The sequence below is a fragment of the Microbacterium sp. AC132 genome, from assembly GCF_979258525.1.
Genome location: NZ_OZ409862.1, coordinates 1,538,445 through 1,554,102, shown reverse-complemented (window position 1 = coordinate 1,554,102; position 15,658 = coordinate 1,538,445). Strand labels below are relative to the sequence as shown.

The window sequence follows — 15,658 nt, the reverse complement described above, 5'->3', positions numbered from 1 at the left end:
AGTGCGGCCCGTGTCAGCGGAGGATCCCCTTCCGGCGCGCCTCCGAGACCGCGGCGGTGCGTGAGGTGACATCGAGCTTCGAGAAGATGTGCGCGAGATGCGATTTCACGGTCGTCTCGCTGACGAAGAGCTCGTCGGCGACCTCGCTGTTCGACCGGCCGGCGGCGACGCGCTCGAGCACCTCGATCTCACGGCTGCTGAGACTGACTCGGGGTGCACGCATCCGGTCGAGCAATCGCGAGGCGATCACGGGCGCGAGAGCACTCTCTCCGGCGGCCGCCGCGCGCACGGCGGCGGTCAGCTCGTGCGGCGGGGCGTCTTTCAGCAGATAGCCGCTCGCACCGGCCTCGACGGCGCCGAGGATGTCGGCATCCGAGTCGTAGTTCGTGAGCACGAGCACGTAGGGCGGCGCTTCGAGCGCCCGGATGCGTCGCGTCGCATCCACACCCGTGGTCGCCGTCTGAGAGCCGAACTGGAGGTCCATCAACACCACGTCGGGGTTCTCGCGCTCCGCGCAGGCGACCGCTTCATCGGGCGTGGCCGCCTCCGCGACCACCTCGAGATCCGGTTCCAGGCTGAACAGGGCATGGAGACCGGCTCGGACGATGGGGTGGTCGTCGGCGATCACGAGGCGGATCATACGAACTCCGTGAGGGGGAGGTCGACGGTGAGCGTCGTTCCCCGCCCGGATGCCGTGTCGATCACGAGGCTTCCCCCGAGCTGCTCCACTCGCTCGGCGGTGGCGCGCAGACCGAACGAGTCGGACTTCTCAGCGGTCCCCGGCGCAGGGAGCTCCGCGTCGAATCCGTCTCCGTCATCTTCGACCGTGAAGCGCAGGTGGTCGTTCTCGATGCCGATGGTGACCGTCGCCGTCGTCGCGCGAGCGTGCTGGATGACGTTGGCGATGGCTCCCTGCGTGATGCGCAGCAGCGCCGTCTGCAGGTGCATGGGCAGCACGACAGCGTCGGACACCCGCACCTGGACATCGAGTCCCTGCGTCGCCCACTGCGTTCGCGCCAGTCGGCGCAGCGCCCCGCCGAGGGTCTGGTCGTCGAGCTGGGGTGGGGTCAGCTCACGGATGAATCGCCGAGCCTCGACGAGGTTCGCGGCGGCCGTCTCGCGCGCGAGCCGGATGTGCTCGATGCCCGGTCGGGTGTCATCGGCGCGTTCCGCGGCGTGCAGCAGCATCTGGATGCTGGAGAGTCCCTGCGCGAGTGTGTCGTGGATCTCGCGGGCGAGCCGGGCGCGCTCCGCGAGGACCCCCGACTCGTGTTCGCGCGCGGCGAGCTGTCCGCGGGTCGCCAGCAGTTCGCTGACCAGAGCCTCGCGCTGCTGGGCCTCTCTCGCGAGGGCCTGGTAGCCGAGGCCGATCAGGAGGGCGACGCCGGCGCCGACGAACGGGCCGACCACGCCGCCGACGCTCCACCCGCTGTGGATGCCGAGGGCGCAGACGGCGACGATCGTCGCGGTCAGTATCGCCGCCGATCCCGCCCAGCGCCCCAGAAGGTGCAGGAACAGGAAGAACAGGGGGAACACGAGGTAGGCGGCGTCGGCGCTCACCCACAGCAGGCCCAACCACTCCGCCGAGAGCAGGGCGAGCCAGATCAGTGACGTCAGCCGTCGTCCGCGGGAGAGACGAGCGAGCAGCACACCCGACGCATACGTCGCGCCGACGATCAGCGCCAGGACGATCGCGGACGCGCTCGACTCCGACGGGTCGAGCACGGCCCGCGCGATGACGACCCCCGTCAGGGCGAAGAAGAGGACGTGGAGACCGGTCCGCAGACCCACGAACACCGGGGTCAGAGCGGTATGCGCCATGGCTCGAACTCTACGCCGACGAGCGCACCGCGGCATCGTCCGAAAGGACGATCGAGGCGTCCTCACTCCGGGTGCGAAAGGCTCGTCGAGTGGCCGATGACGTCGAATGGGCCGACGGCGAAAGTGGAATGGTCACCGCATCGGAGACAGGAAAGGCACCACAATGTTCGTCGCGTTACGCGATCTCCGCTTCGCCAAGGGGCGATTCATCCTCATCGGCTCCGTCGTCGCCCTCATCACCCTGCTCGTCGGGTTCCTCAGCGGACTGACGGGGGGCCTCGCCATCCAGAACGTCTCGGGCGTGCTCGCGCTCCCCGCAGACCGCATCGTGTTCTCCGCACCCTCGGGCGGCGACGGTGCGGCCAGTTTCGCGGACTCCGCCATCACCGAGCAGCAGGCGAACGACTGGGCGCAGACGGCAGGGGTGACCGACGAGCGCCCCCTCGGCATCAGTCAGACCCGCGCCGAGACGGACGACACCCGGGCCGCGATCGCGGTGTTCGGTGTCGAGCCCGGCTTCGACGCTGCCGCCCCCTCCGAGAACGGACGGCTGCGCCTGTCGGTGCCCGCGGCGGACGCGCTCGCCGCGAAGGTCGGCGAGCAGATCGAGATCGCGGGCGTCTCCTACGACGTCGAGTCGATCGAGGGAGATGCCTGGTACAGCCACACCCCGGTCGTGCAGATGACCCTGCAGGATTGGCAGGCGTACTCGGCATCCACCGGAAACCCCGGCGCCTACGCCACGGTCCTCGCTGTCACGGGCGCCCCCGACTGGGATGCCGCGGATGCGGCGAACGACACGATCTCCGAGACGACCCTCGGATCCCTGACCGCGCTGAGCGCCTTCCGCTCCGAGATCGGATCGCTCCTGCTCATGGTCGGCATGCTGTTCGGCATCTCGGGACTCGTCATCGGGGCGTTCTTCACCGTCTGGACGATGCAGCGCAAGGGCGATGTCGCCGTCCTCAAAGCGCTCGGCGCGAGCACGCGCTCCCTGATCCGAGACGCGTTGGGGCAGGCGCTGATCGTCCTGCTGGCGGGCATCGGCATCGGGCTGAGCCTGGTCACCGCGCTCGGCCTGCTCGCGGGCACCGCCCTCCCGTTCCTGCTGAGTCCTGTCACGACTATCCTTCCGGGCGGCATCATGATCGCCCTCGGCCTCGCAGGCGCCGCCTTCGCCCTGCGCTCCGTCACCTCCGCCGACCCTCTCACCGCCCTCGGGAGCAACCGATGATCCGCCTGAACGACATCACTCTGACCTTCCCCGACGGTGACTCGCGGGTGACCGCCGTGGACGGTGTCTCACTCACGGCTCACCCCGGAACCGTCACCGGCATCACAGGGCCCAGCGGCTCGGGAAAGTCCAGTCTGCTCGCCGTCGCCGGCACCCTCCTGCGTCCGGACTCCGGCGAGATCCTCATCGACGGGAACGACGTCACGGCGCTCAGTCCGGCCGAGGCGACGCGTCTGCGGCGGGACCGGATCGGGATCGTCTTCCAGCAGCCCAACCTCATCCCCTCTCTGACGGCCCGAGAGCAGCTGAGCGTCATGAACGAGCTCGGTGCGCCGCGCAGCCGCCGCCGCGATCGCGCCGCCGCGGCATCCCGTGCGGATGAGCTGCTCGCCGCGGTCGGCCTCGCCGAGCACGGTCACAAGAGGCCGCACCAGCTCTCCGGCGGACAGCGTCAGCGGGTCAACATCGCGCGAGCGCTCATGAACGATCCGAGCGTGCTCCTGGTCGACGAGCCCACCAGCGCTCTCGACCAGGAGCGCGGAGCGAAGATCATCGACCTCATCCTCCGACTCACCGATGAGCGCAACACGTCGACGCTGCTCGTCACCCATGACCTCGTGCACCTGCCGCGCATGCACGGGGTGCTGCACCTCGTGGACGGTCGCGTCACGCGGTAGGCGGACCCGGTGACCGGGTGAGATGGGTATGAGGCGATTCTGTGACCGCGGAGTACGCTCGCTCGTGTGGGGCGGATCACGACGCGGAGACCGATACTGAAGCTCACTCTCGGGGAGGGAGCCGCTCGGCGTGCCGACACGCTCGCCGTCGAGGAGCCCCTGGAGATCCGGGTCGCAGGCTCGCCGCTCGCCATCACGATGCGCACTCCGGGGCATGACGTCGAGCTCGCGGCGGGGTTCCTCATGTCCGAGGGGATCATCGCCCAGGCCGAAGACTTCCATTCGGCGATCCACTGCGGTGGCCCCGGCACCGGTGGACAGGAGAACACCTACAACGTGCTCGACATCGGCCTCGCTCACGGCGTCGCGCTTCCTGACCCCGAGGCCGCTCGGCGCTTCTACACGACCAGCTCCTGCGGGGTCTGCGGCAAGGCCAGCATCGACGCCGTCCGCACGGTGTCGCGGCATCCGGTGTCCGTCGACGATGTCCAGGTCGGGGCCGAGCAGATCGCGTCGTTCCCTGATCGGCTGCGCGCCGAGCAGGCGGCGTTCGACAAGACCGGTGGTCTGCACGCCGCCGCGCTGTTCGACGCCGACTCGGGCGAGCTGCTCGTGCTGCGCGAAGACGTCGGGCGTCACAACGCCGTCGACAAGGTGGTGGGGTGGGCGCTGCTGAACGACCGGCTTCCCCTGCGTCGGCAGATCCTCCAGGTCTCGGGCAGGGCGAGCTTCGAACTGGTGCAGAAGGCCGCGATGGCCGGCATCCCCCTGCTCAGTGCCGTCTCGGCCCCCTCGTCTCTCGCCGCCGAGCTCGCCGAGGAGGCCGGGGTGACGCTCATCGGGTTCGTCCGAGGGCGTTCGATGAACATCTATTCGCACGCGCATCGGGTGCGCCTCGACGGGCTCGCACCGTCTGCGCACGCCGAAGAAGGGGCACGCCATGCTCGATAGCCAGGGACCCATCGGCACCGCGTTCGGGCTGATGCCCGCCGAGCCGCGTCAGGGCGGATACGGCCCTCGCACCGATCGACCGTGGTCGCGCAAGCCGTACCGGCATCCGGCCGCCGGGTGGGGAGCCGCCGTGTCGGTGGGGCGGGTGGTGCTGGATCAGCGAGAGCCCATCGCCGGACCGCTCGCGATGCTGCAGATGAACCACCCCGTGTCGGGCTACGACTGCCCCGGATGCGCGTGGCCGGACGACCCGGGCAATCTGAAGCTCGACATCTGCGAGAACGGCATCAAGCACGTCACGTGGGAGATGACGCGCAAGCGCGTCGACCGCCGGTTCTTCGACGAGCATTCGGTCACCGAGCTCGCGACGTGGCCCGATTTCGACCTGGAGGACCAGGGTCGTCTCACCGAGCCGATGGTCTACGACGCCGCCACCGATCACTACGTGCCGATCTCGTGGGACGACGCCTTCGCGCTCGTCGGCGACGAGCTGCAGGCGCTCGACAGTCCCGACGAGGCCGCGTTCTATACCTCGGGGCGTCTGAGCAACGAGGCGACCTTCCTGTATCAGCTGATGGTGCGCGAGTACGGCACCAACAACCTGCCCGACTGCTCGAACATGTGCCACGAGGCCTCCGGACGCGCGCTCAAGGCGTCGATCGCGACCGGCAAGGGCACTGTCGACATGCACGACTGGGACGACTGCGACGCCCTCTTCGTGCTGGGCGTGAACGCGGCATCCAATGCTCCCCGCATGCTCACCGCGCTCTCGGATGCCGTGAAGCGCGGCGCGCAGGTCGTGCACGTCAACCCGCTCGTCGAGGCCGGGGCGACCCGGACGATCGTGCCGCACGACTTCGTCGACATGGCGCGCTTCGCGGCGACGGACACGAGCACCATGAACCTGCAGGTGCGCCCGGGGGGCGATCTGGCGCTGATCCGCGGCATGTCGAAGGTCGTCTTCGAAGCCTCCGCCACCGACCCGTCGGTGCTGGACAGCGAATTCCTCAGCACTCTGACGAACGGCATCGACGAGTACCGCGCACTGGTCGACGCCACGAGCTGGGCAGCTCTCGTCGTTCAGTCCGGCCTCACGGAAGAGCAGATCCGCGCCGCCGCTGCGGTCTATCTGGCCTCGGAGCGCACGATCATCAGCTGGTGCCTCGGCGTGAGTCAGCACGAGCACGGCGTCGACACGGTGCGCGAGATCGTCAATCTGCTGCTCCTGCGCGGCAACATCGGCCGCAAGGGGGCCGGCCCGTCGCCGATCCGCGGACACAGCAATGTGCAGGGAAACCGCACGTGCGGCATCGATCACCGGCCGACGGAGGCGTGGCTCGACCGCCTCGCCGAGGTCTGTCGCATCGAGCCGCCGCGGCATCCGGGGCTCGACACCGTCCGCACGATCGAGGCGATGCATGACCGGCGCGTGAAGGTGTTCGTCGGCATGGGCGGCAACTTCGTGCTCGCTGCGCCCGACACCCCGTTCACCGCGCAGGGGCTCGAGAAGTGCCGCCTGACGGTGCAGGTGAGCACGAAGCTGAACCGCAGCCATCTCGTGCATGGCGAGAAGGCCCTGATCCTGCCGTGTCTCGGCCGCACCGAGCGTGACCAGCAGGCGCAGGGCCCGCAGGGCGTCACCGTCGAGGATGCGATGAGCATGGTGCACCTCTCGAGGGGACGCAAGCAGCCGGCATCCGCCTATCTGAGGTCGGAGCCGGCGATCATCGCCGGCATCGCGAAGGCGACCCTGCCGCACACGGCGACGCCCTGGGATTGGTACGTCGGCGACTACGACAACATCCGCGATGTGATGGCGAAGGTGCTGCCGGGGTTCGAGGGCTTCAACGACCTGATCCGCGACCGGCACGGGTTCCGCATTCCGCAGCCCGCCAGGGACCGCGTGTTCGAGACGCCGTCGGGCTGTGCCGAATTCTCCCTGGCTCCACTGCCGGACGTCATCCCCGAGTCCGCCGACACCCTCGTGCTGCAGACGGTGCGCTCGCACGACCAGTGGAACACCACGATCTACTCCAACGACGACCGGTACCGAGGCGTCAAGAACCTGCGCGAGCTCGTCTTCCTGCATGAGGACGACATGCGCGATCGCGGCCTCGTCGAGGGCGATCCGGTCGACATCGTGTCGACGTCGAAAGACGGTTCGACGCGGATGCTGAAGGCGTTCCGCGCGGTTCCGTACGACCTGCCGCGCGGCAGCGCCGCCGGGTACATGCCGGAGATGAACGTGCTGATCGGTCGCAAGGACTTCAGCGTCCAGAGCGACCAGCCGCTGATGAAGAGCATCCAGGTGACGGTCTCGCGCGCGAGCGCGTGAGCGCGCTCGCCTGACTCAGGCCTCGGCGGTAACTGCCTGAAGAGCGTGCACGACGGGGGCCAGCTCGGGCTGCGTGACCGCCTCGCCGAGAGCACGCTCGAGGGTCTCGTCGTGGATCGGATGCGCGTTCTCGTAGAGCGCCAGGCCGGCCGGGGTGAGCTCGGTGTAGATGCCCCGACGGTCGTCGGCGCAGAGGATGCGGGTGAGCAGCCCGCGGTCTTCGAGCCGTGTCACGAGACGCGTCGTGGCGCTCGGGCTCAGCGCGGTCGCGCGGGCGAGCTGCTGCATGCGCATGTGCCAACCGTCCTGTCTGCTGAGGGCGTCGAGCACCGTGTACTCGACGACGGACAGGCCGACGGATGCGCCCAGTGCCTTCTCGAGGTCGGCCTCGATGATCCCGTGCAGAGCGGCGAGCGTTCGCCAGCCGCGTGCCCGGATCTCGACAGCGTCGTCTGAGATGCCCACAGTGACCTCCGAAGTAGTTGCTTGCGCGGGATAGTTGCGTGTGCAATGATTATCCCTCGTGACGCAATATCCCGCGTCTGCAACTACTTTAGCAGAGGACCACGGAGCACACCCATGCCACTCGGACTCATCGCACTCGCCATCGGCGCCTTCGGGATCGGACTCACCGAGTTCGTGATCATGGGGCTCCTCCCCGACGTCGCCGCGGACTTCGGGGTCACCGAGGCCACGGCCGGCTGGCTCATCTCGGGCTACGCGCTCAGCGTGGTCGTCGGTGCACTCGGCCTCACTGCCGCAACGACCCGTCTGCCCCGCAAACCGGTGCTGCTCGGCCTCGTCGTGCTGTTCATCGTCGGTAATGCGATCACCGCCCTCGCCCCCGACTACACGACCGCCATGATCGGACGCATCGTCGCGGCGCTGTGCCATGGAGCGTTCTTCGGCATCGGATCCGTCGTCGCCGCCGACCTCGTCGCCCCCGAGAAGAAGGCGCGGGCGATCGCGATCATGTTCACCGGTCTCACAGCGGCGAACGTGTTCGGTGTTCCGTTCGGAACCTTTCTCGGGCAGCAGTTCGGCTGGCGGTCGACGTTCTGGGTCATCTCCGCCATCGGCATCGTCGCCTTCGCGGGCATCGCTCTGCTGGTCACGGCACCGAAGACAGCAGGCCAGCAGGTGAGTCTGCGCAGCGAGCTCCGGGCCTTCCGGTCGGGACAGGTGTGGCTGTCGCTCATCGTCACCGCGCTCGCCTTCGGCGGCATGTTCGGCGCCTTCACCTACATCGCCTACACGCTCACCGGGGTCACGGGCTTCGCAGACACCACGGTGCCGTGGCTGCTCGTGCTCTTCGGCGCCGGGCTCGTCGCGGGCAACTGGATCGGCGGACGCCTGGCCGACCGTTCGATCGACGGCACGCTGCTGATCTTCATCGCGGCTCTGGTCGTCGTGCTCGTGCTGTTCGGCTTCTTCGCCTGGTCGCAGCCCGTGACCATCGCGATCCTCGTTCTGATGGGCGCGTTCGGATTCGGCACGGTTTCGGGGCTCCAGAGCCGCATCATGCACTACGCCGGCGGTGCACCGACCCTCGCCTCCGGCGCCAACATCGGCGCCTTCAACGTGGGCAACGCCCTCGGCGCGTGGGCGGGCGGCCTCGGCATCGCCGCCGGACTCGGCTACACCTCGCCGATCTGGATCGGGGCCGCGATCACCGCATCCGCTCTGGTCGTCATGGTGATCGCCGTGGTCGCAGCCAGGAAGCCGTCGCCCGCCCCCACCGGCACGCTGCAGACCGTCGCCGCGTGACCACCCGATTCGCAGAGAGAGAAAGAAGCACGAGCATGAACGCTCCCACCGTCCCCACACTCACCCTGAACAACGGCATCGAGATGCCGCAGCTCGGATACGGGGTGTTCCAGGTACCGGATGCCGAGACCACGGCCGCCGTCGCTGCCGCCCTCGACGCCGGGTACCGCAGCATCGACACCGCGGCGATCTACGGCAACGAGGCCGGCGTCGGGCGTGCGATCGCCGAGTCGGGCATCCCTCGCGACGAGCTGTTCGTGACGTCCAAGGTATGGATCTCCGACCACGGATACGACGCCGCCCTGCGCGCATACGACGCGTCCCTCGAACGGCTCGGCCTCGATCACCTCGACCTGTACCTGATCCACTGGCCGACGCCTGCTCTGGCGACGTACCCCGAGACCTGGCGTGCGCTTGAGAGTCTCTACGCGGACGGGCGCGTACGAGCCATCGGCGTCTCGAACTTCGAACCCGAGCACCTCGCGCGCATCGCCTCCGAGGGTGGCGTCGTGCCCGCCGTCAACCAGGTCGAGCTCCACCCGGCGCTGCAGAACCGAGCGGTCGCCGAGGCGAACGCTCAGCGGGGGATCCTCACCGAAGCATGGAGCCCGCTCGCCCAGGGCGCCGTGCTCTCCGATCGCTCGGTCGTCGAGATCGCCGAGCGGCACGAGCGGACGCCGGCCCAGATCGTGCTGCGTTGGCACCTGCAGCAGGGACGCATCGTGATCCCCAAGTCGGTGACCCCCGCTCGCATCGCCGAGAACCTCGACGTGTTCGGGTTCGAGCTCGCCGACGACGAGCTGGCCGCGGTCGACCGCCTCGAGCGCGACGGTCGCACCGGCCCCCACCCCGCCGCGTTCAACGGCTGAGGTCCTCGGGGCGAATTGCGGGCGCAGGGGTCACTGCGCCCGCATGAACTCCTCGGCCGCCTGCACCTGAGCGGTGGAGGGGCGGATGCCGGTGTACAGCACGAACTGCTCGAGGGCCTGCAGGGTCGCCACCTCGGCGCCCGTGATGACGGTCTTCCCGGCCGCGCGCCCGGCGGAGATCAGAGGCGTCTCCGCCGGCAGGGCGACGACGTCGAACACGACGGATGCCGCCGCGATCTGCTCCTCGGTGAACGACAGCGCGTGCTCGTCCGCGCCTCCCGCCATGCCGATCGGCGTGATGTTCACGATGATGTCGGCGTTGGCGGCATCCGCATCCGCCGTCCAGGCGAAGCCGTAGAGATCGGCCAGCCCTCGACCGCGCTCTTCGTTGCGGGCCGCGATCGTGACGCGGCTGAATCCGGCGTCACGGAAGGCGGCGGCGGTGGCCTTGGCCATCCCGCCTGAGCCCCGCAGCAGCACCGATGATGCAGGGTCGAGCGAGTTGCGCTCGATCAGCTGGGCGATCGCGCTGTAGTCCGTGTTGTATGCGGTGAGCACCCCGTCATCGTTCACGATCGTGTTCACCGAGTCGATAGCCGTCGCCGAAGGGTCCATGCGGTCGACGAGCGCGATGACGTCTTCCTTGAACGGCATCGAGATCGCGCACCCGCGGATGCCGAGACCGCGCACGCCGGCGATCGCCTGGCCGAGGTCGGTCGGGGCGAAGGCCTTGTAGATCCAGTTCAGGCCCAGCTCCTCGTAGAGGAAGTTGTGGAATCGCGTGCCGTTGTTGCTCGGGCGTGCAGACAGCGAGATGCACAGGGTCATGTCCTTGTTCAGCATGGTCACCGCACCAGGCTACTCGCGCAGTCCGTCCCGTCATTGCCACCGATGACGACGATCGTCAACCCCCTTGGCGGGATCGAACGGACTCCCCTATGGTGAAGGTGCATGCACAGGGGATTGATCGTCTCCGTCTTCCCCAGAGACGGGCTGCCTTCCCCAGAGGCAAAGGCGATCCGTGCATGCGATTGGGCCCTCTCGAGTAGTTCTGTCCCCAACGGACTGCTCGAGAGGGCCGCTGTCGTTTGTCTCCATCGCACAAATTTCTAATCTGTCCCCCAAATGGGGGACAAAAGCAGGCGCGAGGGGTTAGGCTGGAATCTGACGCACCCTCCGGTCGTCTTCGGCCCTCATCGCTCCCCCCGCGGTGAGGGCCACACCATTTTCTGAGGGTCTCCATCTGCCCTGTCATGTGACCGCGGACGACCGCTCATGCAACATTTGGGTTACGGGCTGACATCAGGACTTCCGCTCAGCGCGTGCTCCACTAGCGTGGAGCACGTCGGGGCATCCTGCGTCGGCTTCTTTCCAGCAGAACAGGCAGTACATGAGCACCCAGGGCACGGTTAAGTGGTTCAACTCGGAGAAGGGCTTCGGCTTCATCTCCCCCGACGACGGCGGCGCTGACGTTTTCGCGCACTACTCCGCCATCGAGTCATCCGGCTACCGCTCTCTTGAAGAGAACCAGCGAGTCGAGTTCGACGTGGCGCAGGGCCCCAAGGGCCTGCAGGCTGAGAACATCCGTCCGCTCTGAGAGCGGACGTCATTGAACTCCCCGACCGGAGGTCTGCACTCGTTGCGACCCCCGGCGGGGAGTTCTGTGCTTTCCGGCCGGATTACCCCGGCCGAGTGGGCCCCCGGTCAGCCGAGGTCAGTGCAGCAGCAGCGCGCGCAGTTCGTCGGCCGATGCGGCGCGGAACGCGGCCTCATCGCCTTCGTGCGTGTCGCTGAAGCCCCACTCGACGAAGATCACCGGCACACCGTTGGCGTTGCCGCCCTCGACGTCGTGGTGGCGATCGCCGACCAGCACTGGGCGTGAGATGTCTGCCCCGCGCTCGGCCAGACGGCGCAGCGCCTCGGCGACGATGTCGGTCTTCGAGGCGAGCGTCGCCTCGTCGGGCGTCGCACCGACCGTCGTCAGGAAGTACGGGCGCAGTTCGAAGAAGTCGACGATCGCATCGACCTGGATCTCGGGCTTCGAGCTGGCGGTCGCCTGAGACACCCCTGCCGCGTGCAGATCGCGGATGATCTCGGGCACGCCCGGGTAGGTCGCGACATCGGTCGTGTATCCGTCGGCCTTGCCGAGTGTCCGATAGAAGGTGACCGCCTCGGTCGCCTGCTCGGGGGTCATCGCCGCCTGCGCCTGAAACGACTCGAACATGGGCGGCCCGATCCAGTGCACGAGCTGTTCACGCGTGGGAGCAGGGTGACCGAAGTGCGTGAGGGCGACGTTCAGACGGCGCAGGATGCCGACCGACGCGTCGGCGATCGTGCCGTCGACGTCCCAGAGCACGCACGAATAGGGGGAAGAAGCCATACCTTCCAGCCTATGGGCAGTGCACGACGCGACCGACCGCGGTGGACATCTGTGCAGGTGGCCTCAGAACAGGCGGGGGATGCCGGACTCGATGCCCTTCATGTCGTCGTAGTCGAGCACGAGGCAGCGGATGCCGCGGTCCTCGGCGAGCACCCGCGCCTGCGGCTTGATCTCCTGCGCGGCGAAGACGCCCTGCACCGGCGCGAGGTGCGGGTCGCGGCCCAGCAGCTCGAGATAGCGGGTGAGCTGCTCGACGCCGTCGATGTCTCCGCGCCGCTTGATCTCGACAGCGATCGCCGCGCCGGCGGCATCCCTCACGAGCAGGTCGACGGGACCGATCGCGGTCGGGTACTCGCGGCGCACCAGGGTCGCGCCGTCGGAGATGCGCTCGACCTGCTCGGCGAGCAGGCGCTGCAGATCGGCTTCGACGCCGTCCTTCTGCAGACCGGGGTCGACGCCGAGGTCGTGGTTGGTGTCGTGCAGGATCTCGTAGATCTGCACCCGGAGCGCGTCGCCGGTCTTCTTGTGCGTCACGCGCCACACCTCCGTGACGCCGGCGATGGATTCCTCCTCGCCGGGTTCCTCGGCCGCGAGGGAGCACGGCGGGCTCATCCAGTTCAGCGGCTTGTAGCTGCCGCCGTCGGAGTGCACGAGCAGACTCCCGTCTCCCTTGTGCACGAGCAGACGCGTGGCGAGCGGGAGGTGGGCATTGAGGCGGCCCGTGTAGTCCACGGAGCAGCGGGCGATGACGAGACGCACCCGTCGAGCCTACTTCGTCGGGTCGACTCGTTCTGCTGATGTCAGCATCAGGGCCGAAGTTTCCACATCTGCGGCGGATCGACTCCCGTCGTCGATTCCATCGGACTGGATCCTGACATTCTGGGCGGACAGGTCAAGGATGAGGAGATGACGGTGTCGATAGAGCTCGTGACCATGATCGTGACCGTCGCGACCACGCTGCTGGGGCTTGCCGCAGGCTTCGGATGGATGATCACGCGCACGGATGCGCGGTTCGAGATGTTCGAGCAGCGTATGGATGCGCGGTTCGAGAAGGTCGAGCAGCGCATGGATGCGAGGTTCGAGAAGTTCGAGCAGCGCATGGATGCGCGGTTCGAGAAGGTCGAGCAGCGCATGGATGCGAGGTTCGAGAAGGTGGACGTCGAGCTCGGAGGGGTGAAGATCGCCATCGCCCGACTCGAAGGCCCGGCACCGCGTCTGCTTGTCGCCCGCTGATCTACGAGGCTGACTTCGCGGTGACGGGCGGCGTCGACATCTCGTCCTTGCGGAGCGGGCGCGCGGCACCCGAGAACAGGCCGGACAACACGACCAGGCCGACGAGGATGTAGAGCGTGTTGAGCAGTCCGATGTGCTCGCTGATGAAGCCGAGCACGGGCGGGCCGCCCAGGAACGAGATGTAGCCGATCGTCGCGGCTGCGCTCACTCGCGCGGCCGCCTTGGCGGGGTCGTCTGCGGCGGCGGACATACCGAGCGGGAAGCCGAGAGAAGCGCCCACGCCCCACAGCGCTGCGCCCACGAAGACGAGAGGAAGGCTGGGGGCGAGGATGAAGATCAGGATGCCGGATGCGGCGGCAACCGCGAGGATGCGCAGCACGGCGACGCGGCCGAACCTGTCGACCAGTGGGCCTCCGAAGACGCGGACGACGGTCATCGCGACCGAGAACGTCGCGAGCGCGGCGGCGCCCAGTGCGGTGCCGCCTCCGTGGTCTTCGGCGACGCCGAGGGCGAGCCAGTCGTTGGCGCCGCCCTCTGCGAACGACATGCCGAGCATGACGACGCCGATCGCGTAGGTGCGCGGCTCGCGCCAGGCGGACATCGCGACGTGCATCCGCTCCCGCCAGTGAGGCTTCTCTGCGTCGTCGGCCGCGGGGTCGAGTGCCTCTTCGCGTCGCGGCACGTTCGCGATGCTGGCGATGCCGATGGCGGCGATCGCGACGGCGATCACGAGCGTATGGGTGAAGACGTCGATGTGCAGCTGTGCGGCAAGCGCCCCGAGCCCGGCGCCGATCACGGTGCCGAAGCTGAAGAAGGCGTGGAAGAGGGGCAGGATCGTCTTGCCCGAGTGCTGCTCGATCGCGGTGGCCTCGACGTTCATCATGACGTCGACGCAGCCGTTGCCGAGTCCGAACAGCACGAGACCGATCAGCACCACGGAGTACGAGCCGAGGACGTTGGCGCCGATGCCGATGAGGGCCACGCCCGAGGCGAAGGTGAAGATCGACACCATCATGCCGAGGCGCGCGCCGGTGCGTGCCATGATCGCGGGGCTGGTCGAGATGCCGATGATCGAGGCGATGCCCGCGCCGAGCAGCAGCATGCCCACCTGAGCCTTGTCGACCTCGAGGGCGAGCTTGATGTCGGGGACACGGGACGCCCAGGTCGCGATCGAGAGACCGCTGGCGAGGAAGATCGCGAAGATCGCGGTGCGCCAGCGCACGTACTGCGATCGGGAGAGAGCCGTGTCCATGCGGATCAGCATATCGAATCGATTCGATGATCGGGAAGCCGGGGAGCTATCCTCGGAGTATGACGAGCCACGACAGCCCGCGCCGAGCGACGATCGCCGATGTCGCACGCGAGGCGGGAGTTGCCACGTCGACGGCATCCGTCGTCTTCAGCGGCAAGGCCAACGTCGCGCCGGCCACGCGCGAGCGGGTGCTCGCCGCAGCGGCGGCTCTCGGATATGCCGGTCCCGACCCGCGCGCCGCATCGCTGCGACGAGGACGCAGCGGCATCGTCGCGGTCGTTCTCGAGGGGCACCTGCGTGCGGCGTTCCTCGACCCGGTGACCACCGCCATGATGGACGGCCTGACCGATGGGATGGCCGAGCTCAGCGCCGGCATACTGCTGATGCGCGACGAGCCGGGCGACGATGAGTCGTCTCTCTCGAACGCACCCGTCGATGCGGTCGTGCTGATCGGGTGCTCGGGGCGCGCCAAGGCGTCGCTCGACATCGTGCGCAGCCGGGGCCTGCCGGTCGTCGTGATCGAGGGTGACGCGGGGGAGGGCATCCCGAAGATCCTGCTCGACAACTCCGCGGCGGCGGCGGACGTCGCACATCACCTGCGCGACCTCGGGCACCGCGACGTCGCACTCGTCACGCTGCCGCTCGACACCCGTCGCGAGCGGGGACCGGTCACTCAGGAGCGAATCGACGCGGCGACGGTGGATGTGACCATCGATCGCCTCGCCGGCATGCGCGAGATCTTTCCCGACGCGCCCGCGATCTCGGCCGGAGGCAGCTTCATCGACGAGGGGCTCCTCGCCGGACGGCATCTGCTGGCGGATGCCGAGACGCGGCCGACGGCGATCCTCGCTCAGAGCGATCTGATCGCCGTCGGCATCATTCGCGCCGCGGAGGAGCTGGGCCTGCGCGTGCCCGAAGACCTGTCGGTCGCGGGTTTCGACGGGATCGCCGCCGATGGGCTCGGCGACCTCGTGCTCACGACCAGCGTGCAGCCGGCGGTCGAGAAGGGGCGCGCCGCCGGAGAGCAGGTCGCGCGGATGCTCCGAGGAGAACCCGGCCAGACCCTGCACCTCACGTGCCGGTTCCGCGAGGGAACGACCACCGCGGCACCAACCCGCTGACCGGGTCGCTGCGGTCTC

Annotated in this window: 16 protein-coding genes; 9 read left to right on the top strand and 7 right to left on the bottom strand. The window is 68.4% G+C overall.

Annotated features, from left to right (window positions below; all coding sequences use genetic code 11):
- Positions 1 to 13: 13 nt before the first annotated feature.
- Positions 14 to 640 carry a response regulator transcription factor gene (locus tag ACZZZQ_RS07265; protein ID WP_230101129.1) on the bottom strand — a complete coding sequence of 209 codons (627 nt, stop codon included), beginning with the start codon at positions 638 to 640 and terminating at the stop codon, positions 14 to 16.
- On the bottom strand, positions 637 to 1,821 hold the full coding sequence (locus ACZZZQ_RS07260) for a sensor histidine kinase (protein ID WP_463507249.1): 1,185 nt from the start codon (positions 1,819 to 1,821) through the stop codon (positions 637 to 639). The genes ACZZZQ_RS07265 and ACZZZQ_RS07260 overlap by 4 nt, the downstream gene beginning before the upstream one ends.
- Positions 1,822 to 1,984: 163 nt before the next feature.
- Here ACZZZQ_RS07260 and ACZZZQ_RS07255 point away from each other — a divergent pair, with 163 nt between their 5' ends.
- The 4 genes from ACZZZQ_RS07255 to ACZZZQ_RS07240 all read left to right on the top strand — a co-directional run bounded on the left by ACZZZQ_RS07255 (position 1,985) and on the right by ACZZZQ_RS07240 (position 7,018).
- Complete coding sequence (locus tag ACZZZQ_RS07255) at positions 1,985 to 3,055, top strand: FtsX-like permease family protein (RefSeq protein ID WP_463507248.1); 1,071 nt, start codon at positions 1,985 to 1,987, stop codon at positions 3,053 to 3,055.
- Complete coding sequence (locus tag ACZZZQ_RS07250) at positions 3,052 to 3,732, top strand: ABC transporter ATP-binding protein (RefSeq protein ID WP_187249133.1); 681 nt, start codon at positions 3,052 to 3,054, stop codon at positions 3,730 to 3,732. The genes ACZZZQ_RS07255 and ACZZZQ_RS07250 overlap by 4 nt, the downstream gene beginning before the upstream one ends.
- Positions 3,733 to 3,798: 66 nt before the next feature.
- Complete coding sequence (fdhD, locus tag ACZZZQ_RS07245; protein ID WP_463507247.1) at positions 3,799 to 4,683, top strand: formate dehydrogenase accessory sulfurtransferase FdhD; 885 nt, start codon at positions 3,799 to 3,801, stop codon at positions 4,681 to 4,683.
- The gene (locus ACZZZQ_RS07240) at positions 4,673 to 7,018 is read left to right on the top strand and encodes an FdhF/YdeP family oxidoreductase (protein ID WP_463507246.1); all 2,346 of its coding nucleotides are present in this window, start codon (positions 4,673 to 4,675) and stop codon (positions 7,016 to 7,018) included. The genes fdhD and ACZZZQ_RS07240 overlap by 11 nt, the downstream gene beginning before the upstream one ends.
- Before the next feature lie 15 nt (positions 7,019 to 7,033).
- On the opposite strand, the gene ACZZZQ_RS07235 is transcribed toward ACZZZQ_RS07240, so the two are convergent.
- Positions 7,034 to 7,483, bottom strand: a complete 450-nt coding sequence (locus ACZZZQ_RS07235) for a MarR family winged helix-turn-helix transcriptional regulator (protein ID WP_285363587.1) — start codon at positions 7,481 to 7,483, stop codon at positions 7,034 to 7,036.
- A 114-nt stretch (positions 7,484 to 7,597) separates the two neighbouring features.
- Here ACZZZQ_RS07235 and ACZZZQ_RS07230 point away from each other — a divergent pair, with 114 nt between their 5' ends.
- Both ACZZZQ_RS07230 and ACZZZQ_RS07225 read left to right on the top strand, forming a co-directional pair.
- The gene (locus ACZZZQ_RS07230) at positions 7,598 to 8,785 is read left to right on the top strand and encodes an MFS transporter (RefSeq protein WP_463507245.1); all 1,188 of its coding nucleotides are present in this window, start codon (positions 7,598 to 7,600) and stop codon (positions 8,783 to 8,785) included.
- 35 nt (positions 8,786 to 8,820) lie between these two features.
- A complete protein-coding gene (locus tag ACZZZQ_RS07225) occupies positions 8,821 to 9,654 on the top strand; it encodes an aldo/keto reductase (RefSeq protein WP_463507244.1) in 834 nt (277 codons plus the stop codon).
- 30 nt (positions 9,655 to 9,684) lie between these two features.
- Here ACZZZQ_RS07225 and ACZZZQ_RS07220 read toward each other — a convergent pair whose 3' ends face one another.
- Positions 9,685 to 10,503 (bottom strand): shikimate 5-dehydrogenase, encoded by an 819-nt coding sequence (locus ACZZZQ_RS07220; protein WP_463507243.1) that lies wholly within the window; start codon positions 10,501 to 10,503, stop codon positions 9,685 to 9,687.
- A 541-nt stretch (positions 10,504 to 11,044) separates the two neighbouring features.
- Here ACZZZQ_RS07220 and ACZZZQ_RS07215 point away from each other — a divergent pair.
- Complete coding sequence (locus ACZZZQ_RS07215) at positions 11,045 to 11,251, top strand: cold-shock protein (RefSeq protein ID WP_042540947.1); 207 nt, start codon at positions 11,045 to 11,047, stop codon at positions 11,249 to 11,251.
- A 117-nt stretch (positions 11,252 to 11,368) separates the two neighbouring features.
- Here ACZZZQ_RS07215 and ACZZZQ_RS07210 read toward each other — a convergent pair whose 3' ends face one another.
- A complete protein-coding gene (locus ACZZZQ_RS07210) occupies positions 11,369 to 12,034 on the bottom strand; it encodes an HAD hydrolase-like protein (protein ID WP_463507242.1) in 666 nt (221 codons plus the stop codon).
- Positions 12,035 to 12,097: 63 nt separating this feature from the next.
- Positions 12,098 to 12,793 carry an endonuclease NucS gene (gene nucS / locus ACZZZQ_RS07205; RefSeq protein WP_056275812.1) on the bottom strand — a complete coding sequence of 232 codons (696 nt, stop codon included), beginning with the start codon at positions 12,791 to 12,793 and terminating at the stop codon, positions 12,098 to 12,100.
- A 147-nt stretch (positions 12,794 to 12,940) separates the two neighbouring features.
- Between nucS and ACZZZQ_RS07200 the strand changes: the two genes are divergently transcribed.
- Positions 12,941 to 13,267 (top strand): response regulator, encoded by a 327-nt coding sequence (locus tag ACZZZQ_RS07200; RefSeq protein WP_463507241.1) that lies wholly within the window; start codon positions 12,941 to 12,943, stop codon positions 13,265 to 13,267.
- A 1-nt stretch (position 13,268) separates the two neighbouring features.
- Here the strand turns inward: ACZZZQ_RS07200 and ACZZZQ_RS07195 are convergent, their stop codons facing one another.
- Entirely contained in the window at positions 13,269 to 14,519 is a 1,251-nt protein-coding gene (locus tag ACZZZQ_RS07195; RefSeq protein ID WP_463507240.1) for an MFS transporter, read from the bottom strand.
- 59 nt (positions 14,520 to 14,578) lie between these two features.
- Between ACZZZQ_RS07195 and ACZZZQ_RS07190 the strand changes: the two genes are divergently transcribed.
- Positions 14,579 to 15,640 carry a LacI family DNA-binding transcriptional regulator gene (locus ACZZZQ_RS07190; protein ID WP_463507239.1) on the top strand — a complete coding sequence of 354 codons (1,062 nt, stop codon included), beginning with the start codon at positions 14,579 to 14,581 and terminating at the stop codon, positions 15,638 to 15,640.
- The last annotated feature ends 18 nt before the right edge of the window (positions 15,641 to 15,658 follow it).